General features: G+C 60.7%; 22 protein-coding genes. 4 read left to right on the forward strand and 18 right to left on the reverse strand.

Going from position 1 to position 26759, the window contains the following annotated elements; all coding sequences use genetic code 11:
- The first annotated feature begins 679 nt into the window (after positions 1 to 679).
- Positions 680 to 2620, forward strand: a complete 1941-nt coding sequence (locus tag AF71_RS10785; protein ID WP_018860468.1) for a M23 family metallopeptidase — start codon at positions 680 to 682, stop codon at positions 2618 to 2620.
- Between the two features lie 54 nt (positions 2621 to 2674).
- On the opposite strand, the gene clpB is transcribed toward AF71_RS10785, so the two are convergent.
- The 11 genes from clpB to AF71_RS32235 form a co-directional block, all read right to left on the reverse strand.
- Positions 2675 to 5278, reverse strand: a complete 2604-nt coding sequence (gene clpB, locus AF71_RS10790; RefSeq protein ID WP_169681319.1) for an ATP-dependent chaperone ClpB — start codon at positions 5276 to 5278, stop codon at positions 2675 to 2677.
- 251 nt (positions 5279 to 5529) lie between these two features.
- Entirely contained in the window at positions 5530 to 5796 is a 267-nt protein-coding gene (locus AF71_RS31600; protein ID WP_348644125.1) for a DUF1214 domain-containing protein, read from the reverse strand.
- A gap of 404 nt (positions 5797 to 6200) precedes the next feature.
- Positions 6201 to 6608: a DUF1254 domain-containing protein gene (locus AF71_RS31605; protein WP_246733629.1), complete on the reverse strand. Its 408-nt coding sequence runs from the start codon at positions 6606 to 6608 to the stop codon at positions 6201 to 6203.
- Positions 6609 to 6675: 67 nt separating this feature from the next.
- The gene (locus AF71_RS10800; RefSeq protein WP_113471544.1) at positions 6676 to 8331 is read right to left on the reverse strand and encodes an arylsulfatase; all 1656 of its coding nucleotides are present in this window, start codon (positions 8329 to 8331) and stop codon (positions 6676 to 6678) included.
- Between the two features lie 218 nt (positions 8332 to 8549).
- Positions 8550 to 9326, reverse strand: a complete 777-nt coding sequence (locus AF71_RS10805) for a DUF4167 domain-containing protein (RefSeq protein WP_113471543.1) — start codon at positions 9324 to 9326, stop codon at positions 8550 to 8552.
- Between the two features lie 344 nt (positions 9327 to 9670).
- A complete protein-coding gene (gene prmC / locus AF71_RS10810) occupies positions 9671 to 10552 on the reverse strand; it encodes a peptide chain release factor N(5)-glutamine methyltransferase (protein ID WP_025661664.1) in 882 nt (293 codons plus the stop codon).
- On the reverse strand, positions 10549 to 11628 hold the full coding sequence (gene prfA / locus AF71_RS10815) for a peptide chain release factor 1 (RefSeq protein ID WP_018857870.1): 1080 nt from the start codon (positions 11626 to 11628) through the stop codon (positions 10549 to 10551). The genes prmC and prfA overlap by 4 nt, the downstream gene beginning before the upstream one ends.
- Positions 11629 to 11656: 28 nt before the next feature.
- The gene (ptsP, locus tag AF71_RS10820) at positions 11657 to 13924 is read right to left on the reverse strand and encodes a phosphoenolpyruvate--protein phosphotransferase (RefSeq protein WP_018857869.1); all 2268 of its coding nucleotides are present in this window, start codon (positions 13922 to 13924) and stop codon (positions 11657 to 11659) included.
- Between the two features lie 90 nt (positions 13925 to 14014).
- Positions 14015 to 15289 (reverse strand): aspartate kinase, encoded by a 1275-nt coding sequence (locus tag AF71_RS10825; protein WP_018857868.1) that lies wholly within the window; start codon positions 15287 to 15289, stop codon positions 14015 to 14017.
- A gap of 318 nt (positions 15290 to 15607) precedes the next feature.
- Complete coding sequence (locus tag AF71_RS10830) at positions 15608 to 15961, reverse strand: MarR family transcriptional regulator (protein WP_245267961.1); 354 nt, start codon at positions 15959 to 15961, stop codon at positions 15608 to 15610.
- A gap of 296 nt (positions 15962 to 16257) precedes the next feature.
- Complete coding sequence (locus tag AF71_RS32235; protein ID WP_348644126.1) at positions 16258 to 16500, reverse strand: hypothetical protein; 243 nt, start codon at positions 16498 to 16500, stop codon at positions 16258 to 16260.
- Between the two features lie 85 nt (positions 16501 to 16585).
- On the opposite strand from AF71_RS32235, the gene AF71_RS10840 reads away from it, so the two are divergent.
- Positions 16586 to 18478: a chloride channel protein gene (locus AF71_RS10840; RefSeq protein ID WP_169681321.1), complete on the forward strand. Its 1893-nt coding sequence runs from the start codon at positions 16586 to 16588 to the stop codon at positions 18476 to 18478.
- 132 nt (positions 18479 to 18610) lie between these two features.
- The gene (locus AF71_RS10845) at positions 18611 to 20818 is read left to right on the forward strand and encodes an adenylate/guanylate cyclase domain-containing protein (RefSeq protein ID WP_169681323.1); all 2208 of its coding nucleotides are present in this window, start codon (positions 18611 to 18613) and stop codon (positions 20816 to 20818) included.
- 42 nt (positions 20819 to 20860) lie between these two features.
- On the opposite strand, the gene AF71_RS10850 is transcribed toward AF71_RS10845, so the two are convergent.
- Positions 20861 to 21820 (reverse strand): FecR domain-containing protein, encoded by a 960-nt coding sequence (locus AF71_RS10850; protein WP_018857863.1) that lies wholly within the window; start codon positions 21818 to 21820, stop codon positions 20861 to 20863.
- Positions 21821 to 22008: 188 nt separating this feature from the next.
- Here AF71_RS10850 and ubiG point away from each other — a divergent pair, with 188 nt between their 5' ends.
- Positions 22009 to 22755, forward strand: a complete 747-nt coding sequence (ubiG, locus tag AF71_RS10855) for a bifunctional 2-polyprenyl-6-hydroxyphenol methylase/3-demethylubiquinol 3-O-methyltransferase UbiG (protein WP_018857862.1) — start codon at positions 22009 to 22011, stop codon at positions 22753 to 22755.
- A 15-nt stretch (positions 22756 to 22770) separates the two neighbouring features.
- Here the strand turns inward: ubiG and AF71_RS10860 are convergent, their stop codons facing one another.
- The 6 genes from AF71_RS10860 to AF71_RS10885 all read right to left on the reverse strand — a co-directional run bounded on the left by AF71_RS10860 (position 22771) and on the right by AF71_RS10885 (position 26704).
- Positions 22771 to 23646 carry an SDR family NAD(P)-dependent oxidoreductase gene (locus AF71_RS10860; RefSeq protein ID WP_113471538.1) on the reverse strand — a complete coding sequence of 292 codons (876 nt, stop codon included), beginning with the start codon at positions 23644 to 23646 and terminating at the stop codon, positions 22771 to 22773.
- A complete protein-coding gene (locus AF71_RS10865) occupies positions 23643 to 24428 on the reverse strand; it encodes a hypothetical protein (protein WP_169681325.1) in 786 nt (261 codons plus the stop codon). Before AF71_RS10865 ends, AF71_RS10860 begins: the two co-directional genes overlap by 4 nt.
- 10 nt (positions 24429 to 24438) lie before the next feature.
- Positions 24439 to 25026, reverse strand: coding sequence for a protein-S-isoprenylcysteine O-methyltransferase (locus AF71_RS10870; RefSeq protein ID WP_026371855.1), 588 nt, complete (start codon positions 25024 to 25026; stop codon positions 24439 to 24441).
- Between the two features lie 68 nt (positions 25027 to 25094).
- Positions 25095 to 25673 carry a hypothetical protein gene (locus tag AF71_RS10875; protein ID WP_018857858.1) on the reverse strand — a complete coding sequence of 193 codons (579 nt, stop codon included), beginning with the start codon at positions 25671 to 25673 and terminating at the stop codon, positions 25095 to 25097.
- A 150-nt stretch (positions 25674 to 25823) separates the two neighbouring features.
- Entirely contained in the window at positions 25824 to 25952 is a 129-nt protein-coding gene (locus AF71_RS10880; RefSeq protein WP_037075964.1) for a hypothetical protein, read from the reverse strand.
- Positions 25953 to 26122: 170 nt separating this feature from the next.
- A complete protein-coding gene (locus AF71_RS10885) occupies positions 26123 to 26704 on the reverse strand; it encodes a L,D-transpeptidase (RefSeq protein WP_018857857.1) in 582 nt (193 codons plus the stop codon).
- Between the last annotated feature and the right edge of the window lie 55 nt (positions 26705 to 26759).

The raw sequence follows: 26759 nt of genomic DNA on the forward strand, positions 1-26759 counted from the left end.
GGCATTTACGTCACGTTCTGAATCGACGAGAACTTCACACCTGTTTTCCAAACACAAAGGCAAAAACCCCTGCGTCAAAAACCAGTGTAACTTCTCTTGATAAACGTGACCGCCAAAGTCTCTTTCAAGAACCGAAATCTCTTCCGGTCCCGCAAGCTCCGCCGCCCACGTTTCTCTTTCTTCTCATCTTCAATTGTCAAATAACAGACCAGATACCCCGGTCGAATTTCCTCGCCTCAAACCAAAAAGTCCAAGGAACCAATCAGCAACTAAGCCAATCTTAAAAGAAACTTAAGAGCGAAGGACTTCGTCGCCAGCAGCGCCGCCGCCCTCGTTCAGTGAGGGGGCTTATAGATCCTACCCCTTTTCTAAGTCAACAGCCGTTTTCAAAAAAAACGAGAATTCTTGCATCGCATTGAATTCTAAGAGCGATTTTCCAAGTGGCGCTTTTGTCCCCTTGGATCGCGCCGATAGCCGGGTCATTTGTCGGGAAATAGCGCGCAAAAATCCGATGACGAGATCCTTCGCCCTCACATCTTCACAATCGGATGGTCTCAAGGGCTGATCATTTGGGTGCGCGCAGGCGTCCCATTTGACTTCTATTGGCAAACTATGCACTTTTCGGCGCCAACTAGAGCTGCCCGAGAAAGCCTACCGAAAGGACGCGGATCCACCTGCCATGATGACGGAGAAGATGATGATCCGCTCGTTCGGCAACGAGCCGCCGCTTCTCGCTGATGGCAGACGCGCGCCCGACCGCCGCGAGGTTTCATTGCGTTGGCTTTCGGGTACGTTCCTCACCGGCATTACCTCGAGCGTGCTGATGGGCGTGGCGCTGTTTGCGGCACTCGACGGCCGCCAGCAGTTGGCGATTCCCGCCGAGGCCTACGCCAATATCAATGCCGAAGCCAACGCAGATACTGATGTAACGCGCGGCAGCCGTTTGATTGCAGCCGCGATTGCCGCCAAGCCGTCGGACCGCAAGATCATGGAAGTCTCGACCGTCGTGCACGAGGGCGACAAGGAGGTCGTCCGCCGGCAGCCCTTCGCGCGTGTGAAGATGACGCTTGCCGCCAACCACGTCGCGACGGAGGACTATCCGAGCTTCAATCCGCTGACGATCTTCTCGGCGGACGAGCCGGACGCGCAGCCGACCGTTCGCACCGGGCAGATCTACGGTTCAGACGTGGAGTCCGAAGTCAGCTTGAAGACCGTGGCCTATCCCACGACGAGATCCGATCTCCAGGTGGCGCCCGGCATGACGCTCGACGAGATCGAGGAGAATGTGCGCTCCAACGGCTCAATCCTGACCGACGGCGCCGCCCAAGTGGCAGCACTCTACTATGTCGACCCACGCCGCTTCTCCAACGACGATAACGACGTTGACCTGACAGCCGGCCTGACGGCGCGCGTCCTCGAGCAGAACATGACGGTCTCCGCACCGGAATCGATCACGCCGCAGACCGAGGAATTCGCCGACGACATCATCCCGGTGCGCCAGTCGACCTCGATCATCAAGGCGATGACGGACTCGGGCTATCCCGAACTGCAGGCCAAGGGGCTGGCAGGCTACCTCTCACCGATGATCGGATCGGACGACCTCTCCAAGGGCGATGTGTTGCGCATCGGCATCCTGCAGAAAGGCGAACAAGCAAAGATCATCCGCGCCAGCATCTATCGCGGCACGCGCCATCTTGTCACCGTGGCGCTTGACGACCACGATCGGTTCGTGGCCGGCCGTGAACCACCTGAGATCGACGCAGTCACTACCGCCTTCGACGACAATTCGACATCGGTCCCGTCCAACCAGAATCTGCCACGCGTCTATGACGGCATTTATCGTGCCGCACTGTCCTACGGCATGACCAAGGACATGACCGCCCTGATCATCAAGCTGCTGGCAAGCAGCGTCGATTTCCAGGCGGAGCTGCGGCCGACCGACACGCTGGAAGCCTTCTTTTCCGTCGCCGATTCCAGCGGTCAGGCAACGGAGGATTCCGAGCTTCTCTATGTGAACGCGCGTTTCGGCGACACACAGACCCGCTTCTACCGCTTCCAGGATGCGGAAGATGGGTCGATCGACTACTTCGATCAGGACGGCAAGAGCATTCGGCAATTCCTGCTGCGCAATCCCGTTCCGAACGGCATCTTCAAGTCAGGCTTCGGCATGCGCCGGCACCCGATCCTGGGCTTTGCCCGCATGCATACGGGCGTCGATTGGGCGGCACCGCGCGGCACGGCGATTATCGCAGTCGGCAACGGAACGGTCGAGAAGGCCGGCTGGGATTCCGGCGGTTATGGCAACCAGACCATCGTCCGCCACGCCAACGGTTACGAATCCTCCTACAATCACCAGAGCGCCATCGCCAAGGGCGTCGTTCCCGGCTCCAAGGTACGTCAGGGCCAGGTAATCGGCTGGGTTGGAACGACCGGCGAATCCACCGGTCCGCATCTGCACTACGAGATGATCGTCAACGGCACCAAGGTCGATCCGCTGCGCGTGCGCCTGCCAGGCGGCAAGTCGTTGAAGGGTGAGGCGTTGGCAAAATTCGAGGACGAGCGGCAGCGCATCGACACCCTCCTCGGCAACCAGCCGCCGCCACAAGTGGCAAGCAAGTAGCGTCCATCAAAAATGGCGGCCCGGGGCCGCCATTTTCTTTCCTGTTGTGAGGCCTTAGGCCGCTTCGTTGACCGCGGAATTCCGCGTCCGGAACAGCAGCCGATCCGTACCGCCTGTGATCTTCACCGTCGAACCATCCGGAACCTGCCCGGAAAGGATCTGTTCGGCGAGCGGATCCTGCACGTATTTCTGGATCACCCGCTTCAGCGGCCGCGCACCATAGACCGGATCGTAACCCTTGTTGGCGAGCCAATTGCGGGCATCGTCATCGAGCTCGAGTGTGATCTTGCGTTCGGCAAGCAATGCCACCAGACGCATCAGCTGGATATCGACGATCGCGCCCATTTCCTCGCGCTTCAGGCGATGGAACAGGATGATCTCATCGATACGGTTTAGGAACTCCGGCCGGAAGTGACCGCGCACGACGTCCAGCACCTGCTCGCGGATCTCATCTGTGTCATGACCGTCGGGTAGCTCCGTCAACATCGTAGCACCGAGGTTCGACGTCATGATGATCATCGTGTTGCGGAAATCGACTGTCCGGCCCTGACCGTCGGTCAGGCGACCGTCGTCGAGCACCTGCAGCAGCACGTTGAAGACGTCAGGATGCGCCTTTTCGATCTCGTCGAAAAGAACGACCTGATACGGCCGCCGGCGAACGGCTTCCGTCAGCGAACCACCTTCCTCATAGCCGACATAGCCGGGAGGCGCGCCTATCAGCCTGGCCACCGAGTGCTTCTCCATGTACTCCGACATATCCATGCGCACCATCGCCGTTTCGTCGTCGAAGAGGAAGCGGGCAAGCGCCTTGGTCAGCTCCGTCTTGCCGACGCCGGTCGGGCCGAGGAAGATGAACGAGCCGATCGGCCGGTTCGGATCCTGCAGGCCGGCGCGCGCGCGGCGCACCGCCCGCGACACGGCCTGAACCGCATCACCCTGGCCGATCACCGATTTCGCCAGCTCGTCTTCCATACGCAGAAGCTTGTCGCGTTCGCCTTCCAGCATCTTGTCGACAGGGATACCGGTCCAGCGGGAAACGACATGCGCGATGTTGTCGGGGATGACGACCTCCTGCACCATGGCGCTGCGATCGCTGTCCTGCTGTTCGGCCTCCGTGAGCTTCTTTTCCAGTTCCGGAATGACACCGTAAGTCAACTCGCCGGCGCGCTGAAACTCACCCTTGCGCTGGGCGATCGCCAGATCGTTGCGGGCCTCATCCAGCTGCTTCTTCAGATCGGCGGCGAGGCCGAGCTTCTGCTTTTCCGCCTGCCAGCGGGCCGTCAGGGCGTCGGCTTCTTCCTCGAGGCCAGTCAACTCGGTTTCAAGCCGCGTCAGCCGGTCGGCAGACGCCGTATCGGTTTCCTTCTTCAGCGCTTCGCGCTCGATCTTCAGCTGCATGATGCGGCGATCGAGTTCGTCCAGCTCTTCAGGCTTGGAATCCACCTGCATGCGCAGCCGCGCAGCGGCTTCGTCCATCAGGTCGATCGCCTTGTCGGGCAGGAAGCGGTCGGTGATGTAGCGGTTGGAAAGCGTCGCAGCCGCAACCAGGGCCGAATCCGAGATACGGACCTTGTGATGCTGCTCGTACTTTTCCTTCAAGCCACGCAAGATCGAAATCGTGTCCTCAACCGTCGGCTCCTCAACCATGACAGGCTGGAAGCGGCGGGCTAGGGCCGGATCTTTCTCAACGTGCTTGCGGTATTCGTCGAGCGTCGTCGCACCGACGCAGTGTAACTCGCCACGCGCAAGCGCAGGCTTCAGGAGGTTGGAGGCGTCCATCGCCCCATCCGCCTTGCCGGCACCAACCAGCGTGTGCATTTCGTCGATGAAGAGAATGATCTCGCCGTTTTCGGCCTGCACCTCGTTAAGCACGGCTTTCAGCCGCTCCTCGAACTCGCCGCGATATTTCGCGCCGGCGATCAGCGCGCCCATGTCGAGCGCCATCAACTTCTTGTCCTTGAGTGATTCAGGCACGTCGCCGTTGACGATACGCAGTGCGAGGCCTTCGACAATGGCGGTCTTGCCGACGCCAGGCTCGCCGATCAGCACGGGGTTGTTCTTGGTGCGGCGGGAGAGAACCTGGATCGTGCGGCGGATTTCGTCGTCACGGCCAATGACCGGATCGAGCTTGCCCTCGCGGGCTTCGCCGGTCAGATCGCGGGCATACTTCTTCAGCGAGTCGAAGCCTTGTTCGGCGTTCGAGCTGTCAGCGGTGCGGCCCTTGCGAATTTCATTGATGACTTGGTTGAGCGCCAGCGCGGTCACACCGGCATTCTTCAGCGTCGTCGACGTCGAAGCCGAAGACTCGATCGCCAATGCCTGCAGCAGGCGCTCGACCGTGACGAAGCTGTCGCCGGCCTTCTTCGCTGCCTCTTCGGCAGTGGAAAGCACCTTGGCAAGCGGCTGCGCGAGATAGATCTGCCCGTTGCCGCCGGATACCTTCGGCAGCTTGGCAAGTGCGGCATCGTTGGCAAGGCGCGCCGCTTTGGGATCACCGCCGGCGCGCTCGATCAGCGAGGCGGCCATGCCCTGGTCGTCGTCGAGCAGCACTTTCAGTACATGTTCGGGTGTGAACTGCTGGTGTCCCTGCGCAAGCGCATAGGTTTGGGCGGACTGAATAAAACCGCGCACCCGCTCGGAGTATTTTTCGATATTCATGCTGTACCTCCATGGATCGCCCTGCCCTCATAAGGCACAGGCCGATGACTGAGATTGAGCTCCCTTAAATGGCAAGCCCATTGTTCCGCCGCGGTTGGGATTTGCGGCTGACGAACCTGGGCTGGATATGGTGGAGGATTTCAAAAGTTTAAAGAGGCGATGACGTGAAAAACCCCGGCCTTTGCGACCGGGGGTTCTCATTTCATGTCCTGTCTCCGCCGGAGCCATGTCGGCTGCCGGCAGCCATCCAATCACTTGATTTCTTCGATGTCGTTGGGCTTCCAGGAGCCGTCAAAGGCCGGCTGCGTGGGTCCGTAGATGCGGATGTAGCTGAACCAGCCACGTCCGGACTGGGTTTTGATCCAACGGCCTTCGCCATCCTTCGGCGCCGTTGGACCAAAATAGAGGTCGACCGGCTTTGACGTGTCGATGTCCTTCAACTCAAAGAGCGAGCGGAGCGCCGCCTTGTCCTGATCCGTCTGCACGTCGGAGCGCGTCTGCGCGCCATAGAGCGTCACGGACCAGAGCAGCTTGCCCGGGACGGGCTGGGGAATCGTCAGCTTGTAGTTCTTGCTCCGTCCAGAAACGCACCGCTAGCGTCGCGAGCACCGAGCCAATAGAGCCGAGCCCGCGCCGGCCGAACGGTGGAACATTGCGGGCGTGACGATCGCCTGTGCGAACCAGCGATCATGTGCCTCCAGATCGACGCCCATCGGCGTCTCGAACTGGGCAGCGTTGGGAACCAGGCCGACCCACTCCCATTTGCGGTCCGGCCACGCAAAGCGGTCCGGCCGATCGCTATCGAACGCCGATACGAGAAGCTGGTCACGACCAACCTTCGCAGCTTTTTCGAGGATAGCTTTCGTACGGGCATCAGGTGCGAACGGCTTGCCCTTTTAGATACCGAGCGTCGCAAGAAGCCCTACATCGGTGTGAATTTCTCGACGAGGGGTTCCTCATCGATGATCCGCTTCAATACCTCCCAGAACTGGATGTTGTCCTCCCACTTGAGAGAGGTGCTGTCCATTGCCTTCTCGGTGGTGTCGACGATCGCGATTGGCTTCGGCTTGCTGGCCGTACTCAAAGGGTAGACCTTGATGGCGTGCAGCGCCTTCAGCGCCTTGTCCTGGTCGCCACCGACCGGCAGAGCGCGCACAGCAAGCAGAACTTTGTAGGTGGCCGACTTCCCGACATGGTAGCCCTTTGGCACCTTGCCCTTGTAGTCCGGCAGCAGGATGAGGTGCTTTCCACCCTTTCCGCCATCCGGGCCGGGGAGATTATGGTCGTTGATCAGGCCGATATAGGCGCCCGGCGGCAACTCAACCACCATCGGACCGTCCCTCTTTGGTGAGGACAGCCCGCGCCGTTTGGCCGGCGCGGGCTGTCGCGGTGTTTGCCTATTGCGGGGCAAGCCGCTCGAGTTCATTCAACCGCTTCAGTGCCGCTTGCTGGCGAAGCAGCCCGTAGTTGATGCCGCTGGCATTGAGCGAGCTGCCTTCCTGATACGGGAACTGGTCGAAGTCTGAGAAGAAGTCCTTGATCTTCCCCTGGATCGGAACGAGCAGCCACATGTTCCTTGCAAGGAACTCGATCGCTCCGCCACCGTCCTCCATGCCACGCTCGTAGGGGTCCATTCGCAGGTTGGCGATCATAGCCCATGCTGGGACTTCACGGGTGGCCGTGGCAATGTTGCCGTGGCTCGCGATGGCAAAGCTCAGCTTCCAGTCGTTCCAGCGAAGCGCATTGAGATTGCCGCCCTGATCGAAGTAGTAGACGACATCGCGCGGGCCGCTCTGAGCCTCACCCTTCAGGAAAGGCAAAAGATCATAGCCGTCCAGGTGAACCTTGAAATCCTTGGTCCCTGACTTGAACCCGGCCTTCATCTGCTCCTTGATGTCGGATATCCCGGCGGCGCTCGCGAATGTCGGCATCCAATCCATTAGCGTAACGATCTCATTCACCTCGGTCCCGGGTTTGACGACGCCCGGCCAGCGAACCATCATCGGAATGCGGAAGCCGCCCTCCCATGTCGTGCCCTTTTCACCGTGGAACGGCGTCTGGGCACCATCAGGCCACAAGGCAAGCTCGGCGCCGTTGTCGGTCGTGTAGAGAACGATAGTGTTGTCGGCGATGCCGAGCTGATCCAGCTGCTCGAGAAGCTGGCCGACGTGACCGTCGTGCTCCACCATACCGTCGGCATGAATGCCCTTGCCGGTTTTTCCAAGCGAGTCCGGCTTCAGATGGGTGAAGACGTGCATGCGGGTCGAGTTGAACCAGCAGAAGAACGGCTTGTCAGCTTTCGCTTGCCGATCGATGAAGTTCTTGGCGGCAGCCAGGAATTCCTCATCGACCGTCTCCATACGCTTCGTGTTGAGCGCACCGGTATCTTCGATCTTGCCGTCCGCAGTTGACTTGATCACGCCACGCGGACCGAACTGCCGGCGGAACGCCGGGTCCTTCGGGTAGAAGTAGCCTTCCGGCTCTTCCTCGGCGTTGAGGTGGTAGAGGTTGCCGAAGAACTCGTCGAAGCCATGCTTGGTCGGCAGGTGCTGGTCCTGGTCGCCGAGGTGGTTCTTGCCGAACTGGCCGGTCGCATAGCCCTGCGTCTTCAACACGTCGGCAATCGTCGGCATCCAGTCCTGAATGCCGTGCGGATCGCCGGGCATGCCGATCGTCAAGAGGCCGGTGCGGAATGGTTCTTGCCCGAGAATGAAGGAGGCGCGGCCCGCAGTGCAGCTCTGCTGGCCATAGGAATCGGTGAAGATTGCGCCTTCCCTGGCGATGCGGTCGATATTGGGCGTGCGATAGCCCATCAGCCCCATCGTGTAGGCGCTGATCTGCGGTATGCCGATGTCATCGCCGAAGATGACAAGAATATTCGGCTTCTTGCCGGATGGTGCCGCCGCCGTCTGCGCCTGGGCTGCTGCGAAACTCACCATGCTGGCGACCGTGGCGGCCCCGGCGGCAAGGGCTGTTGACCCTATCAGCAGATTACGGCGCGTGAGGTTGCTGGCGTCGGAGGAGGATGATCGTACGCTATCGTCGCTGGCCATTTCGCGTGTCTCCCGTCAAACGTGAACTTTTGGAATGTTGTCTGGTGATGAGATGCATCGGCGCGAACCAAAGAGGCATAGCCACAGCGTAGACGTAAGTACGTTACGGTAAATGCACGACACTTTAACGGTCGGAGGCGAGACGGCGGCAGAAACGAAAAAGGCCGCTCCATAGAGCGGCCTTTTATCCATTAGCTCGGATCGTTGAAGCGATCCGGTTATTCCGAAGCGGCATCCGCCAAAACAGGCGCATCGCCGGAACCTTCACCCTCGGCCGGAGCCTCGCCTTCCGCAGCGCGGCGCGGACGACGCGGACGGCTACCGGCAGTGCGGCGACGCGGCTGACGCTCGCGCGGCTGGCCTGCAGCACTTTCCTCGTCCATCGAAACCTCTGCCGGAATACCTTCGATCTCCGGCTGCGGGCCGCTGCCATCGTTCACCTCGGGCTGCGGCGCTTCAGCTGCGACCGGGGCCGGCTGCTGTTCCTGGCGACGCGGCTGGCGGTCTTCGTTGCGGCGCGGCTGCTCGTCGTTGCGACGCTGCGACTGTTCTTCCGAACGGCGCTGCTGATGCTCGTGCTGGTGACGCGGTGGCTGGACGATGACAACATCGTCATTGTCGATGGCTTCGACATCGTCACCATCGCGCTCCGCACCTTCACTGAATTCGTTACGGTCGTCGCGCTGGAAGCGCTCCTGCATCTGCGCCTGAGCGGCTGCAATGATGCGGTTATAGTGTTCGGCGTGCTGCAGGTAGTTTTCAGCGATAACGCGATCGCCCGAACTCTGCGCGTCGCGCGCAAGTTGTGCGTACTTTTCAGCGATATGCTGCGCGGTACCACGAATCTTAACGTCTGGGCCGGAGCTGTCGTAGGTCCGCGTCAACGGGTTGCCGCCCTTGCGGTTGAAATTGTTGTTATTGTTATTTCCGCCGCCGCCGCCGCCGTTGTTATTGCCACGCCCGCGACCGCGCTTGTTCTGCTGTCCTGGCCTCATAGATCGTTCACCTGAATTCTCTGTTTGTTGTGGAGTTATGGCACCAACGGCCGTGGCCGGTTCACCGGCTCAGAGCCCTCGTGCCGCAAGCATACTGCGCCTTCGCGCCAACCTGCCGCTTGTTCTCAAGTCAGTTTGACTGATTCACGCATTGGGTCGTATTCAACCTTTGAAGCTCTCGTTTAAAAGAGCGGACCCCCGAGGCCGAGTTAGTTTCGAACGTCTCACCGTTCTGTCCTATCTCTCCAACGCGTGGGGTCAACCTATATTGCTTCCCGTGGAAATCCAAGCCTTTTCTTCGCAATGACACCAATGTCCTGTTCAATGCTTAAAGTCGTCGCGCATCACTTGAGCGCGAACACAAGCGCCCGGTCATTCTGGCCGTAATCCTTTACGGATTCCAGAAGCTTGAAGCCTTCAGCCTCGAAAACGTCTGTCACGTCGTTTCGCTGGTCGTAGCCGATCTCAAGTCCCACAACGCCGTTCGGCTTTATGAACCTTGCCGCATCCTTGGCGATGGTTCTGTAGGCGTCAAGCCCATCCCGGCCGCCATCCAGTGCGGCATGGGGATCAAATTTCGTCACTTCGGGAGCGAGAGTGTGAACGACCTTAGAAGCGATATAGGGCGGATTTGAGACAATCGCGTGAAACGAGCCGTGGATATTCTGAAACCAACTGGATTGAATGGCTTCGAAGCGATCCTGCAATCCGTTTCTTTCCGCGTTTGATTTCGCCGTCTTCAATGCATCGGCCGATATATCGCTGCCGACGCCTGACGCTTCCGGACATTCGCTCAACAGAGCAAGGCATATCGCCCCTGTTCCGGTTCCTAGGTCCAGAATATGGATATGGCCCTCGGTATTTGCAAGGTCGCGCAGATAAGGAAGCATCGTATCGACGAGAATTTCCGTATCAGGCCGTGGCTCAAGGGTTTCCGCAGACAAAGACAGCGGCAGGCCATAGAATTCCCGTTCGCCGAGAATGCGGTGAACAGGCTCATGCGCCAGCCGGCGTTCGATGGCTTGCTCGATCATTGCCATCTGCTCTGTGCTGACGGTTTCGCCGCCACGCGTTACGATGGCGGTCGTCGAAAGTCCAAGCAGCCCTGCGACGAGCATACGGGCATCAGCCGAAGCACTGTCGACACCGGCTTCAGTGAAACGACGGCGAGCCTCGGCCAGCATTTGGGAAACCGTAGCCTCGGCCTGTTTCCCGCTCATGCTCATTGCTGCTCGCCGAGTTGCGCCAACTGGCTTGCCTGATAGTCGGCCATCAGCGCGTCGACCACCTCGTCGATCTCGCCGATCATCATCCGGTCGAGCTTGTAGAGTGTCAGATTGATCCGGTGGTCCGTCACCCGCCCCTGTGGGAAGTTGTAGGTGCGGATGCGTTCGGAGCGATCGCCGGAACCGACCTGGCTCTTGCGATCGGCGGAACGCTCGCTTTCGGCCCGTTGACGCTCGGCGTCGTAGAGACGCGAACGCAGAACCTGCATCGCCTTGGCGCGGTTCTGATGCTGCGATTTCTCGGAACTGGTGACGACGATGCCGGTCGGCAGATGGGTGATGCGCACCGCTGAGTCGGTGGTGTTGACGTGCTGGCCGCCAGCGCCGGATGAGCGCATCGTATCGATGCGGATGTCTTCTGGCCGGATCTCGATGTCGATTTCCTCCGCCTCCGGCAGAACCGCGACGGTCGCGGCCGAAGTGTGGATGCGACCGCCGGCTTCCGTTTCCGGCACGCGCTGGACACGGTGAACACCGGATTCAAACTTCAGCTTGGCAAATACGCCCTTGCCGGTGATGGTCGCGATGATTTCCTTGAAGCCGCCCGCCTCGCCTTCGCTCGACGACAGGACTTCGACCTTCCAGCCGTGGGCGGCTGCATAGCGCTCATACATCCGGAACAAATCACCAGCAAAGAGTGCGGCTTCCGAACCGCCGGTGCCAGCGCGGATTTCCAAAATAGCGCTCTTCTCGTCTGCTGCATCCTTCGGCAGCAGCAAGATCTGGATTTCCTGCTCCAGCGCCTCCAGCCGCTCCTTCACCTCGGGCAGCTCCAGTTCGGCCAGATCGCGCATCTCACGGTCCACCGACTTGTCGTTCAGCAGGGTTTCGAGGTCCGCAAGCTCGGCAATTGCCTTCTCGAAGGCGCGGATCTTCGTGACGACGGGCTGCAACTCGGAATATTCGGAGGCGAGCTTGACGTAGACGTCAGCCGAGGGGCCAGCCGACATGCGCGCTTCGATCTCGCCAAAACGGCGTTCCAGCTCGCGCATCTTTTCAACGGGAAGCTTCGCCACCCTTCACTCCGATTCTGCTTGTCTTGACCTAAAGAGGAATATTGTGAGCTTCCGCGAAGTGGGCAAGCACATCGCGGATCGAAGTCGCCGACTTGGTGTCGTCAAGCGCCTCGTTCATCACCTTCGCCAGCGTCTCAACCTCGAGACCGAGCAGCATCGCCTTGACCGGACCGATCGATGCCGGCGACATCGAAACCGAACGGAAGCCTATGCCGAGAAGCGCCATCGCCGAGATTGGCTTGCCGGCAAGCTCGCCGCACAAGGTCACGGGCGTGTTGTTGCGCTCGCCTGCCCGCACGATGTCGCGCAGGATCCTAAGGAACGGTTTGCCAAGCGGATCGAAGCGGTCGGACACGCGCGCATTGCCGCGATCGACCGCCATCGAAAACTGGAAGAGGTCATTCGACCCGACCGAGACGAAATCGACCGCCGACATCAGCTCGTCGAGCTGCCAGAGCAGCGCCGGCACCTCCAGCATCGCCCCGAACTGCAGCTTGCGCGGCAGGCCGTGGCCGAAGCGCGAAAGGTGCTGAACCTCCTTCTGCAGCAGTTCTCGCACGGCGGCGATCTCGGAAACCTCGGTTACCATTGGCACCATCAGCTTCAGCTCGATGCCGGCCGCCGCCTTCAGCATGGCGCGCAGCTGCGTGCGCAGCAGGCCCGGACGATCGAGCGAAAGGCGGATTGCCCGCCAGCCGAGCGCCGGATTTTCTTCCTCATGGCCACGGAAATAGGGAACGACCTTGTCGCCGCCGATATCAAGCGTGCGGAATGTCACAACTCGTCCGGCCGCCTGCTTGAGCACATTGCGATAAAACAGCTCCTGCTCTTCCGCCTTCGGCATGTTGGAGGCGATCATGAACTGCAGCTCGGTGCGGAACAGGCCAATGCCTTCAGCACCCGAGTCCGAAAGCTGCGGCAAATCGACCAGCAGCCCGGCGTTCATCATCAACGATACGCGCTGGCCGTCCCTGGTGCGCGACTCGACCGAGCGCAGCGCCCGGAACTGCTCCTGGCGGCGGGCGCGGAACCGTACCTTTTCCTCGTAGGAGCGCTGATGCTCCGGCATGGGGCGAAGGTGCACATGCCCGCCATCGCCGTCGATGATGACGGCATCGCCGTTTTCGGCGAGCGCCACCACGCCAGCGGCCTGGCCGATCACAGGAATGCCCATGGCACGCGCGACGATCACCACATGGCTCGTCACCGCACCTTCTTCCAGCACGAGCCCGCGCACATTGGCACGCGGATAGTCCAACAACTCAGCCGCACCCATGGCACGCGCCAGGATGATGGCGTCGCTTGGGAAACCGTCCCCCGCTGTGCGGCCGGTATAGCCGGTCAACTGCCGCAGCAGGCGGTTCGCGAGATCTTCGAAATCGTGCATCCGTTCCCGCAGATAGGGATCGGTCATGCGGATCATGCGCGCCTTGGTGTCGCTCTGCACCTTCTCGACGGCGGCTTCCGCGGTCAAACCGTTACGGATTGCTTCCTCGAGCTTGCGCACCCAGCCCTGGTCATGGGCGAACATGCGATAGGTTTCGAGAACCTCGCGGTGCTCGCCCTCCATCGAAACGTCGCGCTGCGACAGAAGGTCATCGATCGAGATGCGGAGCGACCCTAGCGCCTCGCCCAGGCGGCGGATTTCCTTCTCGGAATCCTCATTCAAAAGGTTGGTGACGACGATACGCGGCTCATGCAGCACAACGTAGCCGAGGCCGATGCCTTCATTATAGGTGTCGCCGTCGATGGTCACCGAACGCGTCAGGTCGAGTTCGAGCCCGGGCTTGGTGATCTTCTTGAGTTCGCCGGTGGCGATCATCTCGGCAAGCACCATCGCGGTCGTCTCGAGCGCTTCGAGCTCTTCTTCGCGGTAGGTGCGGCTCGCCTTGTTCTGCACGACCAAAACGCCGAGCGAGCGGCCGGTGCGCAGGATCGGCACGCCGAGGAACGAATGGTAGATCTCTTCGCCGGTTTCCGGCAGGTAGCGGAAAGCCGGGTGCGATTGCGCGTCGGAGAGATTGAGAGGCTGCGCCGATGCCGCGATCGTACCGACCAGACCTTGTCCCATCTTGAGCTGGGACAGGTGGACCGCTTCCTTCTTCAGACCTTCGGTTGCATAGAGCTCGAGAACGCCGTCAGCGCGCAACACATAGACGGAGCAAACCTCCGCCACCATGTTGCCTGCAATCTGGCGAACGATCCGATCGAGACGCTCCTGCGGCTCCAGCGGCTCCGCCATCAACTCGCGCAGCCGCTTGAGCAGCACGCGCGGACCGCCGGAAAGGTCTCTCATTGCGTCTCAAGCTCCAAAACAAACATCAAAGCCTCGCGGCCGACAGCCGCGTGACTTCACAACTTGAACGCGCGGCAGACTCGTTCAGAATCAGTTCTTATCGAGACCGTAGCAGGAATGCAAAGTCCTGACAGCGAGTTCCGCATAAGGACCATCAATCAGGATCGAAATTTTGATCTCAGAGGTGGTGATCGCCTTGATGTTGATGCCCTTGTCGGCCAGCGCCTTGAAAGCGGTGGCGGCAACGCCGGCGTGGCTGCGCATGCCGATACCGATGACCGACACTTTCACCAGGCCCGCTTCGTTCTGAACGACGTCGTACCCGATCTTTTCCTTGTTCTCGCCCAGAACCTTGATCGCCTTGTCGACATCACCCGAAGGAACCGTGAAGGTCATGTCGGTCTTCGAGCCGTCTTCCGAGATGTTCTGGACGATCATGTCGACATTGATGTGGCTTTCGGCCAGCGGTCCGAAGATCGCAGCGGAAACGCCCGGCCGGTCGGCAAGACGGCGAAGCGAGATCTGAGCCTCATCCTTGGCATAGGCGATGCCGGTGACTACTTCCTGTTCCACGATTTCATCCTCGTCACAAATCAGCGTTCCGGGCGGATTCAAGAAGTCACCCATGCCCGGAGCATCGGGATCTTCGAAAGAGGAGCGCACGAAGGTACGGACCTTGTGCACCATGGCAAGCTCGACGGAGCGAACCTGCAGAACCTTGGCGCCGAGCGACGCCATTTCGAGCATTTCCTCGAAGGCGATCTTCTTCAGGCGGCGTGCCTGCGGCACGATGCGCGGATCGGTCGTGTAGACGCCGTCAACGTCGGTATAGATATCGCATCGATCGGCCTTGACCGCAGCCGCGATCGCAACTGCCGACGTATCGGAGCCGCCGCGGCCGAGCGTCGCGATGCGGTTGTCGGGCCCAAGACCCTGGAAGCCGGCGATGACGGCAACCTGCCCCTCGCCCATACGCTTGATGATGTCGGAGCCATCGATATCGAGGATGCGGGCGGCGCCATGGGCGTTGTCGGTACGGATCGGGATCTGCCAACCCTGCCAAGAGCGGGCATTGATATCCATCGCCTGCAGCGCGATCGCGAGCAAGCCGGAAGTCACCTGCTCGCCCGATGCAACAACGGCATCATATTCGCGCGCATCGTAAAAAGGTGAATTGGCGCCGACGACCTTTGGCGTGCCTTGCACCCACCCGACCAGCTCGTTGGTCTTGCCGGACATGGCGGAGACGACCACCGCCACTTCGTGGCCGGCGTCGACTTCACGTTTCACATGGCGGGCAACGTTCTTGATGCGGTCCAGATCAGCGACGGACGTTCCGCCGAATTTCATTACGATGCGTGCCATATGCCTCTACCACGACCTAGCGCCGAGAGAGACCAAAGCCAGACCCGGCATCACGAACCCTGCATGGAGCCGCATGGCCGAAGAGCCCGGAATTGGGAGTTTCTGGAACCCTTCTAGAGCCTTGCACCCCAAGGGCCCAAGTTGCCGCGTCTCTTAGCGAGTTTGTGGGGGGGTGGCAAGGTGTGGAAAGGAGAATGCGACACCCTGGAACTGGCGGGTAAAAGTGGCAGCTGCCACCCCGGCTAGGCCTCCTCAGCCTCGAGGGCGTTGAGCAGCGCAGCAGAGGAGAGAAATCTGCCGGAGGTCTGAGACTTCCCTTCATCGCTCGATTTCGTCCTGCAGCTTCCTGAGGATGTCAATCAGCTGCGGCGCCATCTCCCGGATTTCCGTCAGATGGATAGCAGTCAGGCGCTTCAACACACGCTCTGCCTTGTCGGTGAGCTCCAATGTCTGCCGGCGCTTGTCGTTCGGATCCGTGCGACGCGACACGTAGCCGGCTGTGACCAGACGTCCAACGAGCTCCGTTGCCGAATGGGGCGCGATCAGCAGCCGTTCAGCAAGCATTCCGATCGTCATCGAGTCTTCGCCGCGATGGCCCTTGATCGACAGCAATGCCTGATGCTGTTGCGTTGGGAGCCCCTCCTCTTGTGCCGCGGACGTGCTGAAATCCATGAAGCGGCGCAAGGTGTAGCGCAGATTGGACAAGGCCTCGTAGTCGGCGTCGGTCAGTCGTTCTCCGGGTGTCCTCAATGCAGATCCCTCGTGGCCATCATTGCATCCATGCGGCGACTTCCATTCTTCGATGATCCTGGAGCACGCGCAACGCCAGCATGAGTTCGGGAGCCATCTCCCGGATCTCGTAAAGATGCGCAGGCGTCAGCCGTCGCAATATCTCTTCCGCCTTGTCTGTCAACCGCGCAATAGTCCGGCGCCTCTGCTTCACTTCGATAGTGACATAGCCACGTCCCTCAAGCGAGCGCGTAAGTTCGGCTGCAGATGCAGCCGGGACGAAGAGTCAAGGTTGAAACGCTCATCTGTTCTCCGCTTCCCAGTCCCTTGATCGCGAGTAGTGCCTGATTCTGTTGCGGCGATAGACCGAGCTTCTCCGCCGCCTTGGTGCTGAATTGGCGAAATTTTCGAATTCTGTACCTCAGGTTGGCCAACGCGGCATGATCAGCATCCGATAAGCTGCCGTTTTTGCCCGACACCATTTCTGCCTCCAGATCTGCTTGTTGATTTATATCGTATCACGATATATTTACAACGTCGAACAGAAGCGTTTCGACGGGATCCTCCATGTACGAGCAATCGACCCCTCACCGGCCACATGACTTTACCGGCGGCCTCTCGCGGCGCGAGGCCGGGGACTTTACGACGGACAAACGCGTTCTCGCGCTGGTCGGCATGGCCGTGGTGGTCGGCTCCGGCGGTGCGTTCGCCGCCTGGGTCCTGGTGAGCCTGATTTCGCTGGTCACCAGTCTCGTGTGGTTCGGGCGTTTCAGTATTGCCGCCACCTCGCTTGCTGATGCACCGCGCTCCGTATGGATGGTTGCCATTCCCATCCTTGGCGGCCTTGTTATCGGGCTGATGGCCCGCTTCGGATCCAAGAAGATCCGCGGTCACGGCATCCCCGAGGCAATCGAGACGATCCTGATTGGTGGCAGCCGGATGTCGCCGAAGGTGGCGATTCTCAAGCCGCTCTCGTCGGCGATCTCCATCGGCACCGGCGGACCTTTTGGCGCCGAAGGGCCGATCATCATGACGGGCGGCGCCATCGGATCGCTCTTCGCGCAATGCTTCCACTTGAGCTCGGCCGAGCGCAAGACGCTCCTCGTCGCGGGTGCGGCCGCCGGCATGACCGCAATCTTCGGTTCACCGATTGCCGCAGTCATGCTCGCCGTAGAATTGCTGCTCTTCGAATGGAAGCCCAGAAGCTTCATCCCCGTTGCCATCGCGGCCTGCGTGTCGATCTGCTGGCGCCCCTTCCTGTTCCAGGCCGGCCCTCTTTTTCCCAAGCAATTTCACATGGACCTTCCCTGGTGGGGCATCGCGCTCTGCGCTGCGATGGGGATTATTGCGGGGCTGCAATCCGGCCTGTTGACGACGATGCTCTACAAGATCGAAGATCTCTTCGAGGCCCTGCCGATCCATTGGATGTGGTGCCCGGCGATTGGCGGGTTGATCATCGGCCTCGGCGGCTTGATCGAGCCTCGCGCCCTCGGAGTCGGCTACGACATCATCGAAGGATTGCTGAACAGCACTCTTCTGCCGTCGGCCGTGTTGGCGGTCCTGCTTGTGAAAGCATTCATCTGGCTTGTGGCGCTGTCATCGGGCACATCCGGTGGCGTACTCGCGCCGCTGCTGATCTTCGGAGGAGCCCTCGGATGGCTGGTCGGCCTGATGCTTCCCGGCGACCCGGGATTCTGGGCCTTGCTGGGCATGGCCGCAATGATGGGAGGAACGATGCGCGCACCGCTGACGGGCACGTTCTTTGCCGTCGAACTCACCGGCGACGTTTCGATGCTGGTACCCCTCCTGGCGGCCACGGTAGCAGCCTACGTGGTGACCGTTCTCCTTCTTCGCCGGTCGATCCTCACCGAAAAGATCGCACGGCGCGGCCAACACATCACGCGAGAATACGGCATTGATCCCTTCGAATTGACGCGTGCGCGCGAGATCATGATCAAGGAGGTCGACACGCTTGCAGCAAGCATGACAGTCGGCGATGCCTGCGCCTTCTTCGCGACGCCTGCAAGAACGCACCGGGTTTATCCGGTCGTTGACGGCAGCGGTGTCCTCAAGGGACTGGTCTCCGGTAGCGATGCGTTGCGATGGCAGGACGCAGCCGCGTTTTCCGACCAACGTCTCGACGACATGGTGTCCGACGCATCTATCCCCGCGGCACATCCTGACGATACGGTCGGATATGTCGCTGACCTGATGTTGTCGACTGGCTCCGGCCGCATCCCGATCGTGGATCCACAGACCGCCAAGCTTCATGGCTTGATTGCGCGGAAGGACCTACTGCGCCTTCGAAGCACGCTGCGAGCGACGGAGACCGAGCGAAGGCCCTTTCTTGGGCCGCGCAGAGCAAATGACGAGCGCATGCTGACGTTGGAGAATTCAGAGGCTGCAGCTTCGCAGACCAACAACCCGCATCGCCTGGGCAAGGAGTTTCCGACCGACTGAACAGCGTCGCTGATTTGCTCGAAAGGCGCAGTTGCATCGCGCGGTGGAAACAGGCAGCCTAGTCGCGCCCGGAAATGCGCCTCCTTTATCGCCGGCGCCACTTGGTTCCAGGCCCGAGGGCTCCGATTGCATATGACGCGTGCGCAGCAAATCGGCGTTATTATTGGCCTCGCCATCGTCGTGGCGTTCACGATGCTGCGGGCAAGCGATCCACCACTGCTGCGGCAAATCCGCGACGTCACATTTGATGAATATCAGCGGATCTCACCGCGCGCCTTTGAGCCGACACCGGTCCGCATCATCGATATCGACGAGGCCTCGCTCAAGGAATTCGGCCAGTGGCCCTGGCCGCGCGACCGGCTGGCGCTTCTCGTGGAGCGCCTGTCCGATCTGGGAGCCGCCGCGATCGCCTTCGATGTGCTGTTTGCAGAACCGGACCGTCTCTCGCCGCGCACTGTCATGCGCGATGTCGCCGGCGTCGACCCGACGTTGCTGAGGCGACTACCCGACAATGACGAGCTTTTCGCCCAAGCGATCGCCGGACGCCCCGTGGTGCTCGGCTTCGGCCTGACGACGGAGGGTAACTATCGGCCACCGGTCAAAGCAGGCTTCGCTTTCACCGGCGAGAGCCCCGTCAACGCGCCGCCCCGGCTCGACGCAGCGACACCGGTACGCCCGCAATTGCAGCTCAATGCGACAGGTCTCGGCCACATCAGCCTCAATCCCGGCAATCCCTCCGCTGTCGTACGCAAGGTCCCGCTCTTTCTGACGGATGGGGAGCAGCTCTATCCGAATCTGGCGATCGAGGCGCTGCGTGTCGCCCAGGGCGCTTCGACCTATGTGTTGGCAGCCGCCCCCGAGGCTCCCGATACACTGACATCGGTCAAGATCGGTGAGTTCGTCATACCGGTGACTGCGAGCGGTGAGTTGTGGCTGTATATCAGTCCTGATGTCCCGCAACGCTATATCTCCGCCGGCAAGATCCTGGCGCCACAAGGCGTCGATCCGCAGGTCGCTGCCGCCATCGAAGGAAGCATCGTCTTTGTCGGCACATCCTCCGCTGGTCTGCAGGATATCCGCACGACGGCGCTCGGCCAGAACGTCCCTGGTGTTTCCATGCATGCCCAAACCGTCGAACAGATCCTGACCGGCCACTTTCTCTCACGGCCCGATTGGGCGGATGGACTGGAAATTCTTGCGATTGCCATCCTGGGTACGCTCCTGGTGGTGCTGACGACCTTCGTCAGCCCGGCTGTGGCGCTTGCCTGCGGCCTATGCCTGACGGCATTGGCGCTTGCGGCCTCCTGGTTTGCCTTTTCCGCCTGGGGCCTGTTGCTCGATCCGCTCGCGCCGATCATTGCCGGCTCAATCACCCATTTCGCCGCCACCTCATTCCGCATCCTCGTTATCGACCGCGAGCGGCGCGCAGTCCGCCGTGCCTTCGGGCAGTATCTCTCACCCTCGCTGCTCTTTCGGATCGAGCACAGCCGCGATGCGATGCGGCTCGGCGGCGACGACCGCGAACTGACGGTGATGTTCGTCGACGTGCGCGGCTTCACCGAACTCAGCGAACGACTGCAGCCAGCCGAAGTCGTCCGCTTCCTGAATACGCTGCTCGATGCGTTGAGCCGCCACGTGACGGCCAATGAAGGGACGCTCGACAAATTCATCGGCGACTCGATCATGGCCTTCTGGAACGCCCCGGTGGACGTCAAAAATCATCCTGCCAAGGCAGTCCGCGCCGCCCTTGCCATGCGTGAGACGCTCGCTTCGCTCAACGCATCCGATGCTTTCGGCTTCGGCCCGGAGTATCAGGTCGGTATCGGCGTCGGCATTCACACCGGACTTGCCTGCGTCGGCAACATGGGGGCCGAAACACGCTTCAACTATTCCGCCGTCGGCGACGCCGTCAACGTCGCGGCGCGCATCGAATCCGCCTGCAAGGAAGTTGGCTTCGACATTCTCGTCTCGGAAACCACGGCTGGCGAACTGGCGCATTTCGCACTCCTCGACGCCGGCCTGCTCGGACTGAAAGGCAAGAGCAGCCGGGCGCGCCTCTATGCCGTTGTCGGTGGCGAGCACGTTCGCGGTTCAAGTGCATTTGCCGAGATGCATCGCATTCATACGGAGCTTGTCGCCGCGCTCCGCGCCCATTCGGCGGAGACACGCAAGCTGCTCAATATCGCCAAGCTCAAGTCAGCCGAGCTAACCGCGACCCTGCCCCAATTCTATAGCCGCCTCGGGCGCCGGGCGGACCACTTCCGCGACAGTCCCGGCAATGACGATGACGGTATTGGCGCGGCTCTGCCGCATGAAACCAAGCTTCACCTCGAACCCTGATTGCGGCTCTTACGACCGCGACCCATCGCGATCGTGGTCTCATCATCGCCAATTGCGCCCACGGTCGCGGTCAAAAGGGCCTCGACCGAAGTGATCCCAACCGCGATGGTGATCCCAGTCGTGATGGTGGTCACGGTCGTGGTGGTGATGGTGATCAGGCTTGTCCGGCTTGTCGGGTGGATCCGGCGTGTCCGGGGGCTGTTGCGGTGTCTGCGGCAATTGGGACGGTTGAGGTGCCTGTGGCGCCTGCTGCGGCGCCTGGGGTGCCTGCGGCGCCGGCCGCTCCTGCCGCTGCGGCCGGGGCCGGTCCTGACGGTCCTGGCGCAGGGACGCCAGCCCGCAACTGGTGCGAATGCCGCCGAGCGCGCCCGAAAGCTGCTGATCGCCGGACAGGAAGGGCAACGCTCGCGGATTACTCAGTGTCTGCAGCGTGCTGCGATCGACCTTGCTCGGATCCGTCATTCGGCCGCCGCGGGTTGCGACCACGCAGTCGCATTGCTGACGCAACTGCTTGCAGCCCCCTGGGCCGCAGAAACTTGCGGCACCGTTCAACAACACGATCGCCGTCGTACCGTTCGGGCCGACGTAGAAATCGAACGCCGTTCCGCGCACCCCGATCGTGCCGGCCGGAGTTACAATCGAGTAGGCCGACGAGGCTGAATTGCCGCTGATCCAGCGGAACGTGCCTTTCGCCGCCTTGATCGAAAGCCTCTTCACGGAGGCCGAATCGTCATAAACGAACTTGTCGATCACGACCGTCGACCCCGCACCGACAGCCAGTTTGGTGCCATCCTTGAAGATGAATTGTCCAAGGCCGGACTGCGATGTGCGGATGCGCTCGTCCTTATGGACGGGGGATCGCACAACCATCGGGCCGGTCTCGCCTGAAACCTCGGTTCGAATCAGTGTTGCCTGCCCAACCGGCTCGGCGGAGAAAGCCTGCAGCGGACCGAATAAAGCAAAGAAGACACCTGCAGCGACAGCACCACAGAAGCGAGACATGGTCGACCCCCGATAAACTGTCAGTATATTAGCATATTGTTAACTTTAACGTCTTCTCATCTTCTTGGTGTAGGGAGTACGGCTTTCGCCTTCACCGGGAGTTGCTTGCGACACCACGCCCGCGGTCAGCTCTTGACTTCCTCACAGCTTCGTCCGACTTCACTCAGAACGAATGCGAGGACAAAAGCATGAGCGAAGCGGCAAAAAGCACGATCGACCAGGAAGAGGTGGACCGCTTTTCGGCGATGGCGGCCGAATGGTGGAGCCCCACCGGTAAATTCAAGCCACTGCACAAGTTCAACCCCGTGCGGCTCGCCTATATTCGCGATAAGGCAGCGGAAAACTTCGGCCGCGACGTTCGTTCCCCAAGGCCGCTAGAGGGTCTTCGCGTCCTCGACATTGGCTGCGGTGGCGGTTTGCTCTCGGAGCCGGTGGCCCGCATGGGTGCCAGCGTCGTCGGTGCAGATCCATCGGAAAAGAACATCGGCATCGCTTCGACCCATGCGAAAGCCTCAGGCGTATCCGTCGATTACCGTGCCGTCACGGCCGAACAGCTTGCAGAGGCCGGCGAAACCTTCGACATCGTTCTCAACATGGAGGTCGTGGAACACGTCGCCGACGTCGATTTCTTCCTGGGCACCTGCGCAAAGATGGTTCGCCCGGGTGGCTTGATGTTCGTCGCAACGATCAACCGGACGATGAAGGCCGCCGCGCTCGCCATCTTTGCGGCAGAAAATATCCTGCGGTGGCTGCCGCGCGGCACTCATCAATATGAGAAGCTGGTCCGTCCCGAAGAGATCGAAAAGCCGGTTGCGGACAATGGCCTTTCGATCATCGATCGCACGGGCGTCTTCTTCAATCCGCTGTCAAACCAGTGGAATCTGTCGAAGGACATGGATGTGAACTACATGATGCTGGCGAAACGCCCTGGCTAATAGAGGTCGCGAGGGTCAGACCCCTCGACGCGCCTGTCTCGAGCCACAGCACTCCTTGAAAGGCTTGCCCGAGCCGCATGGACACAGGTCGCGACTGCGCCGTTGCAGGCGACCGATCAAGGGCACCTTCACGGCCGATGGCAGCGACGATGCCACGAAGGCGACCAGCTTCGCCGAAAGGCTTGGAATCACCAGACGGCGTCCGGCTTTGAACCCGCGCCAGGCGCGCTCGGCCACATAGTCCGAGCTGAGCTTGGGCAGGATCTTGAACAGAGCCGCCCGACCAGCACCAGACCGCTCCAGAAACTCCGTCGCAACGGGCCCAGGCGCAACGCAGGTAACCGTCACGCCGGTTGATCTGACCTCTTGATGCAGCGCCTCCGAGAAGGAGCGGACGAAGGCCTTGCTGGCGTAGTACAGCGCCATGTTCGGACCCGGCGTGAAACCCGCAATGGAGCCGAGATTGAGCACGCCGCCGCGGCCACGCGCCACCATACCCGGCAGGAAGTGCAGGGTCAGGTCAGTGAGTGCCCGGATGTTAAGGTCGACCATGCCAAGCTGGTCGGCAATCGGCAGTGTCGTTGCCGCACCGCGCAAACCATAGCCGGCGCTGTTGACCAGCACCTCGCAAACAAGGCCGTTGGCCGTAAGGAAGTCCTTCAGCCGCGCCGATGCGTCGGCCGCAAGCAGGTCGAGCGAGAGGGTGAATGCTGGGCCGCCTGCCGTTTTCACATCATCCGCAGCCGCCTCCAGTCCATCCAGCGACCGCGCAACGAGGACGACCGTCGCACCTTCTCGGGCCGCCACCTTGGCAATCGCCCGGCCGATGCCACGGGACCCACCGACCACGACGACGGCGGGGCGCAATGCTTCACGCTGTTCGTCTGTCATGGTGCCATCCCCGACACCGCCTCATCGGGGATCGCTTCGCCTGGAGCCATCCCGCGGACTTCGTCGGCAATCGCCCCATTCAGGATACTTTCGAAGCGAACGAGCGCACGGGCAACGTTCGCGCCATCCATGACCCGGTGATCGTAGTGGATGCGCACGGTGACCGTTCCGTCTTCGGAGATCGGGCCATAATTGAAAATGGTGGTCAGCGGCGTTAGAGGGTTCAACGACTCCGCCCCCAGGCCCGAATAGACCGACAGCTGGAATGTGCCGAAGCGCCGTCCGCGCTGACGGCCAAGGTTCAGCCCAAGCCACATCAGGAGCCATCGGATCGGGCCGGGTGCGCGCGCAAATTTCAGCGCCCTGCGGAATTCCTTGATCTCATGGATCGGCTTTGATCTGGCTGCAAGAAAATGTCCCTCGATCTCGGCAATGGACCGATGCTCCGGATCCTTGATCGTGCTCAGCAGAACGATTCGCTCGCCCTCCTGCTCGCGCTCATGCGCAACGGAGGCGACACTGACCGGATATTCGTAGAGTTGCGGCCGGGGCAGCTTGACATAGGCACGCCGCAACTCCGCCACGTCCTGGCTGAGAAGGGCATAGCCCTTCAGGAACAACACCGTCCAGGACGTCTTGCTCTGCTGCGCCATCCTCGCTTGCTGTAGCGGCGCGAGATTCATCTGCCGCTGCACCGTGACGCGCGGCACGCCGATCGAGAACCGCATCAGGTCTCCGACCAGACGTCGTGATGGCGAAAGCTTGACGGCGCGTCCCCGCATCCTGCGTCCTCTAGTAGATGTAGGGGATAATTCGCTTCGTCCGGTCCATGTAGGCGCGGTACTCGGGACCGAAAATCTCCAGCATCATCCGCTCCTCCTTGTCTACCCGCAAAAAGAACAGGACTGCGAAGCCGATCAGGCCCGCCAGCCCAACGACCCAATTCGCGAGCAGAAAGGCCTGGCCAAGCGCCATCAGCAGAAAGGAGGTGTACATCGGATGGCGGACTAGCGCGTAGGGGCCGTGGGAAATCAGCTCGTGTTTCTCGCGGATCTGCAGCGTGATCGACCAGTTGCGGCCAAGCGCCTTGTGCGTCCTGCGGAAGACCCACATGGCCGTGAAAAACAATAGAGCACCGAGAATCACTGCCCACAGATGAGCAGGGTAGTCGGCGGCTGCTGGCTTTCCGGTTGCGACGTAGAAGCCTGGAATAAAGGCAAGCCCTATCAACGCAGCCGTAAGACCCGCCGCCTCCACACCGGAGCGCCGGTCGCTGACGACCCTCGTGCGCCTCGCGCGGCGTTCCGAAGGATAGCGAATGGCATACCAGGCGATGATGCCAAGCACCCACACGATTTTGCCAATGAGAGTGACGCTCAATTCAGATCACCGGAGCCCTTCTACGCCTGCCATCTATGGTGCCGAACGACCCGACGGCTCGCTCCGCATCACGTATTCATCTCTCGGAGCTTTGTAATGAACTCTTGCGGACGAAGCCAGATGCTAGGCGTCTTGTATCCCATGGAACTTGCGATCTCGCCGACGAAATTGTTGCAATTGTCGACGGTGGCCTGCCACATCTTCGATTTGGCCTGCAGGTCACGAATGTAAGCGACGGTCTTGTTGTACTCCGCTTCGGTGAGCAGGATGCGCCAGCTTGCCGAACGATAGGCTTCTTCAAGATCGCCATCCGTGGCCCCGGTCGACGCCGGAACGGGGATGAAATGCCCGAGTACGTAAGGCGCGGCGTCGGGAGAAGCCGGCGCAAGCCCGGCGACCTGCGGATTGATCATTCCGCCAGCCTTGTTCAGGCGTCCGAACACCGCATAGGTATGGCCATAGGTCAGCGCATAGCGTGAACGGAATTCGATGAAATACTGCCCCTCGCGCTGGGAGGCTTTAGCGACTTGTGCACCGCTGGCGTTCGAGGTGTACCTCGGTTGCGGTGGCTTGTCGTCAGATTGGCAGGATGTGAGCGCGAGCGCGGTGAGAATCAGGAGGGATAGGTGGCCTTTAGCAAGCGTCATGCTACGCTTCATCTCCGAGATCGAAGAGCACAGACACCCAAACAGAAATGCCAGCCTAGGGTTGCGCATTTGCGCATTAGGCAGCCTGGCTCCGACAACGATTTGGGGGAGGGGCCACAAAGTCCCTCCCCCTTACTCAAAAGTCAGATGTTACTTGGTGATCGGGGCTTCTGCCACCGGTGGCGGGGCTTTGCCCTTGCCCTTACCAACTGCTCCGCAAGCCGTCAGGCTCGAAACGGAAAACAAAGCAACAAGGCACATGATTAGGATTCTGCTCATCAAGTAGTTCCTCTCCGTTAGCATGGAATAGGTTATCGAAGGCAACGATTCTACTAATAGCGGTAAATTAGCGACAAGCCAAGTGCAGAAAGGGCACACCTAGCCGTCGCGTCGCACAGGCGACGCGCAAAGCTAACAGAGGGTGGCAATATCGATACAAAATGTAAGTATCATACGACCAAAACGCCGGTCCCAATGGGCGCCCGGCTGTAGAGGTGAACGATGTCTTCATTGGTCATGCGGATGCAACCATTCGACACGGCCTGTCCGATCAGCCAGGGCTCGTTCGTTCCGTGGATCCGGAAATAGGTATCCCGCCCGCCTTGGTAAAGATAAAGCGCCGCGGCGCCCAGAGGGTTGTTTTCCCCTCCGGGAACGCCCCCAGCATACTGCGCCAAACGCGGCTTGCGTTCGATCATGCTCGCGGTCGGCGTCCACGATGGCCACTCGGCCTTCCGCCCGACAACGGCATTGCCCTTCAGAGTAAGACCTTCCTCGCCGACTGCCACGCCATAGCGTGTCGCGCGGCCTTCGTCCTCAACGTAGTAGAGGTAACGTTCGTAGGTGTTGACGACGATACTGCCCGGCGCCTCGCCGCCCGAATATGCAACCTCACGCCGCCGGTTGCGGTAGCTGACGCCATTCGAAGAAAAGGGAGACCCTATCGGCCAACTCGCCGTGGTGCATCCAGAGGTCATCAATGCCACACAGCCCAAGACTAGGCCACGGCGCGTAATATGGTCGTTATCCATCGTTACCTGCTGATTATGGTGAGCCCTATCGCTTTCCTTTAGCATCCTGTTGTAT

The organism is Rhizobium sp. 57MFTsu3.2, from assembly GCF_012932765.1.
In the GTDB taxonomy this organism is placed as follows: Bacteria; Pseudomonadota; Alphaproteobacteria; order Rhizobiales; family Rhizobiaceae; genus Rhizobium; species Rhizobium altiplani.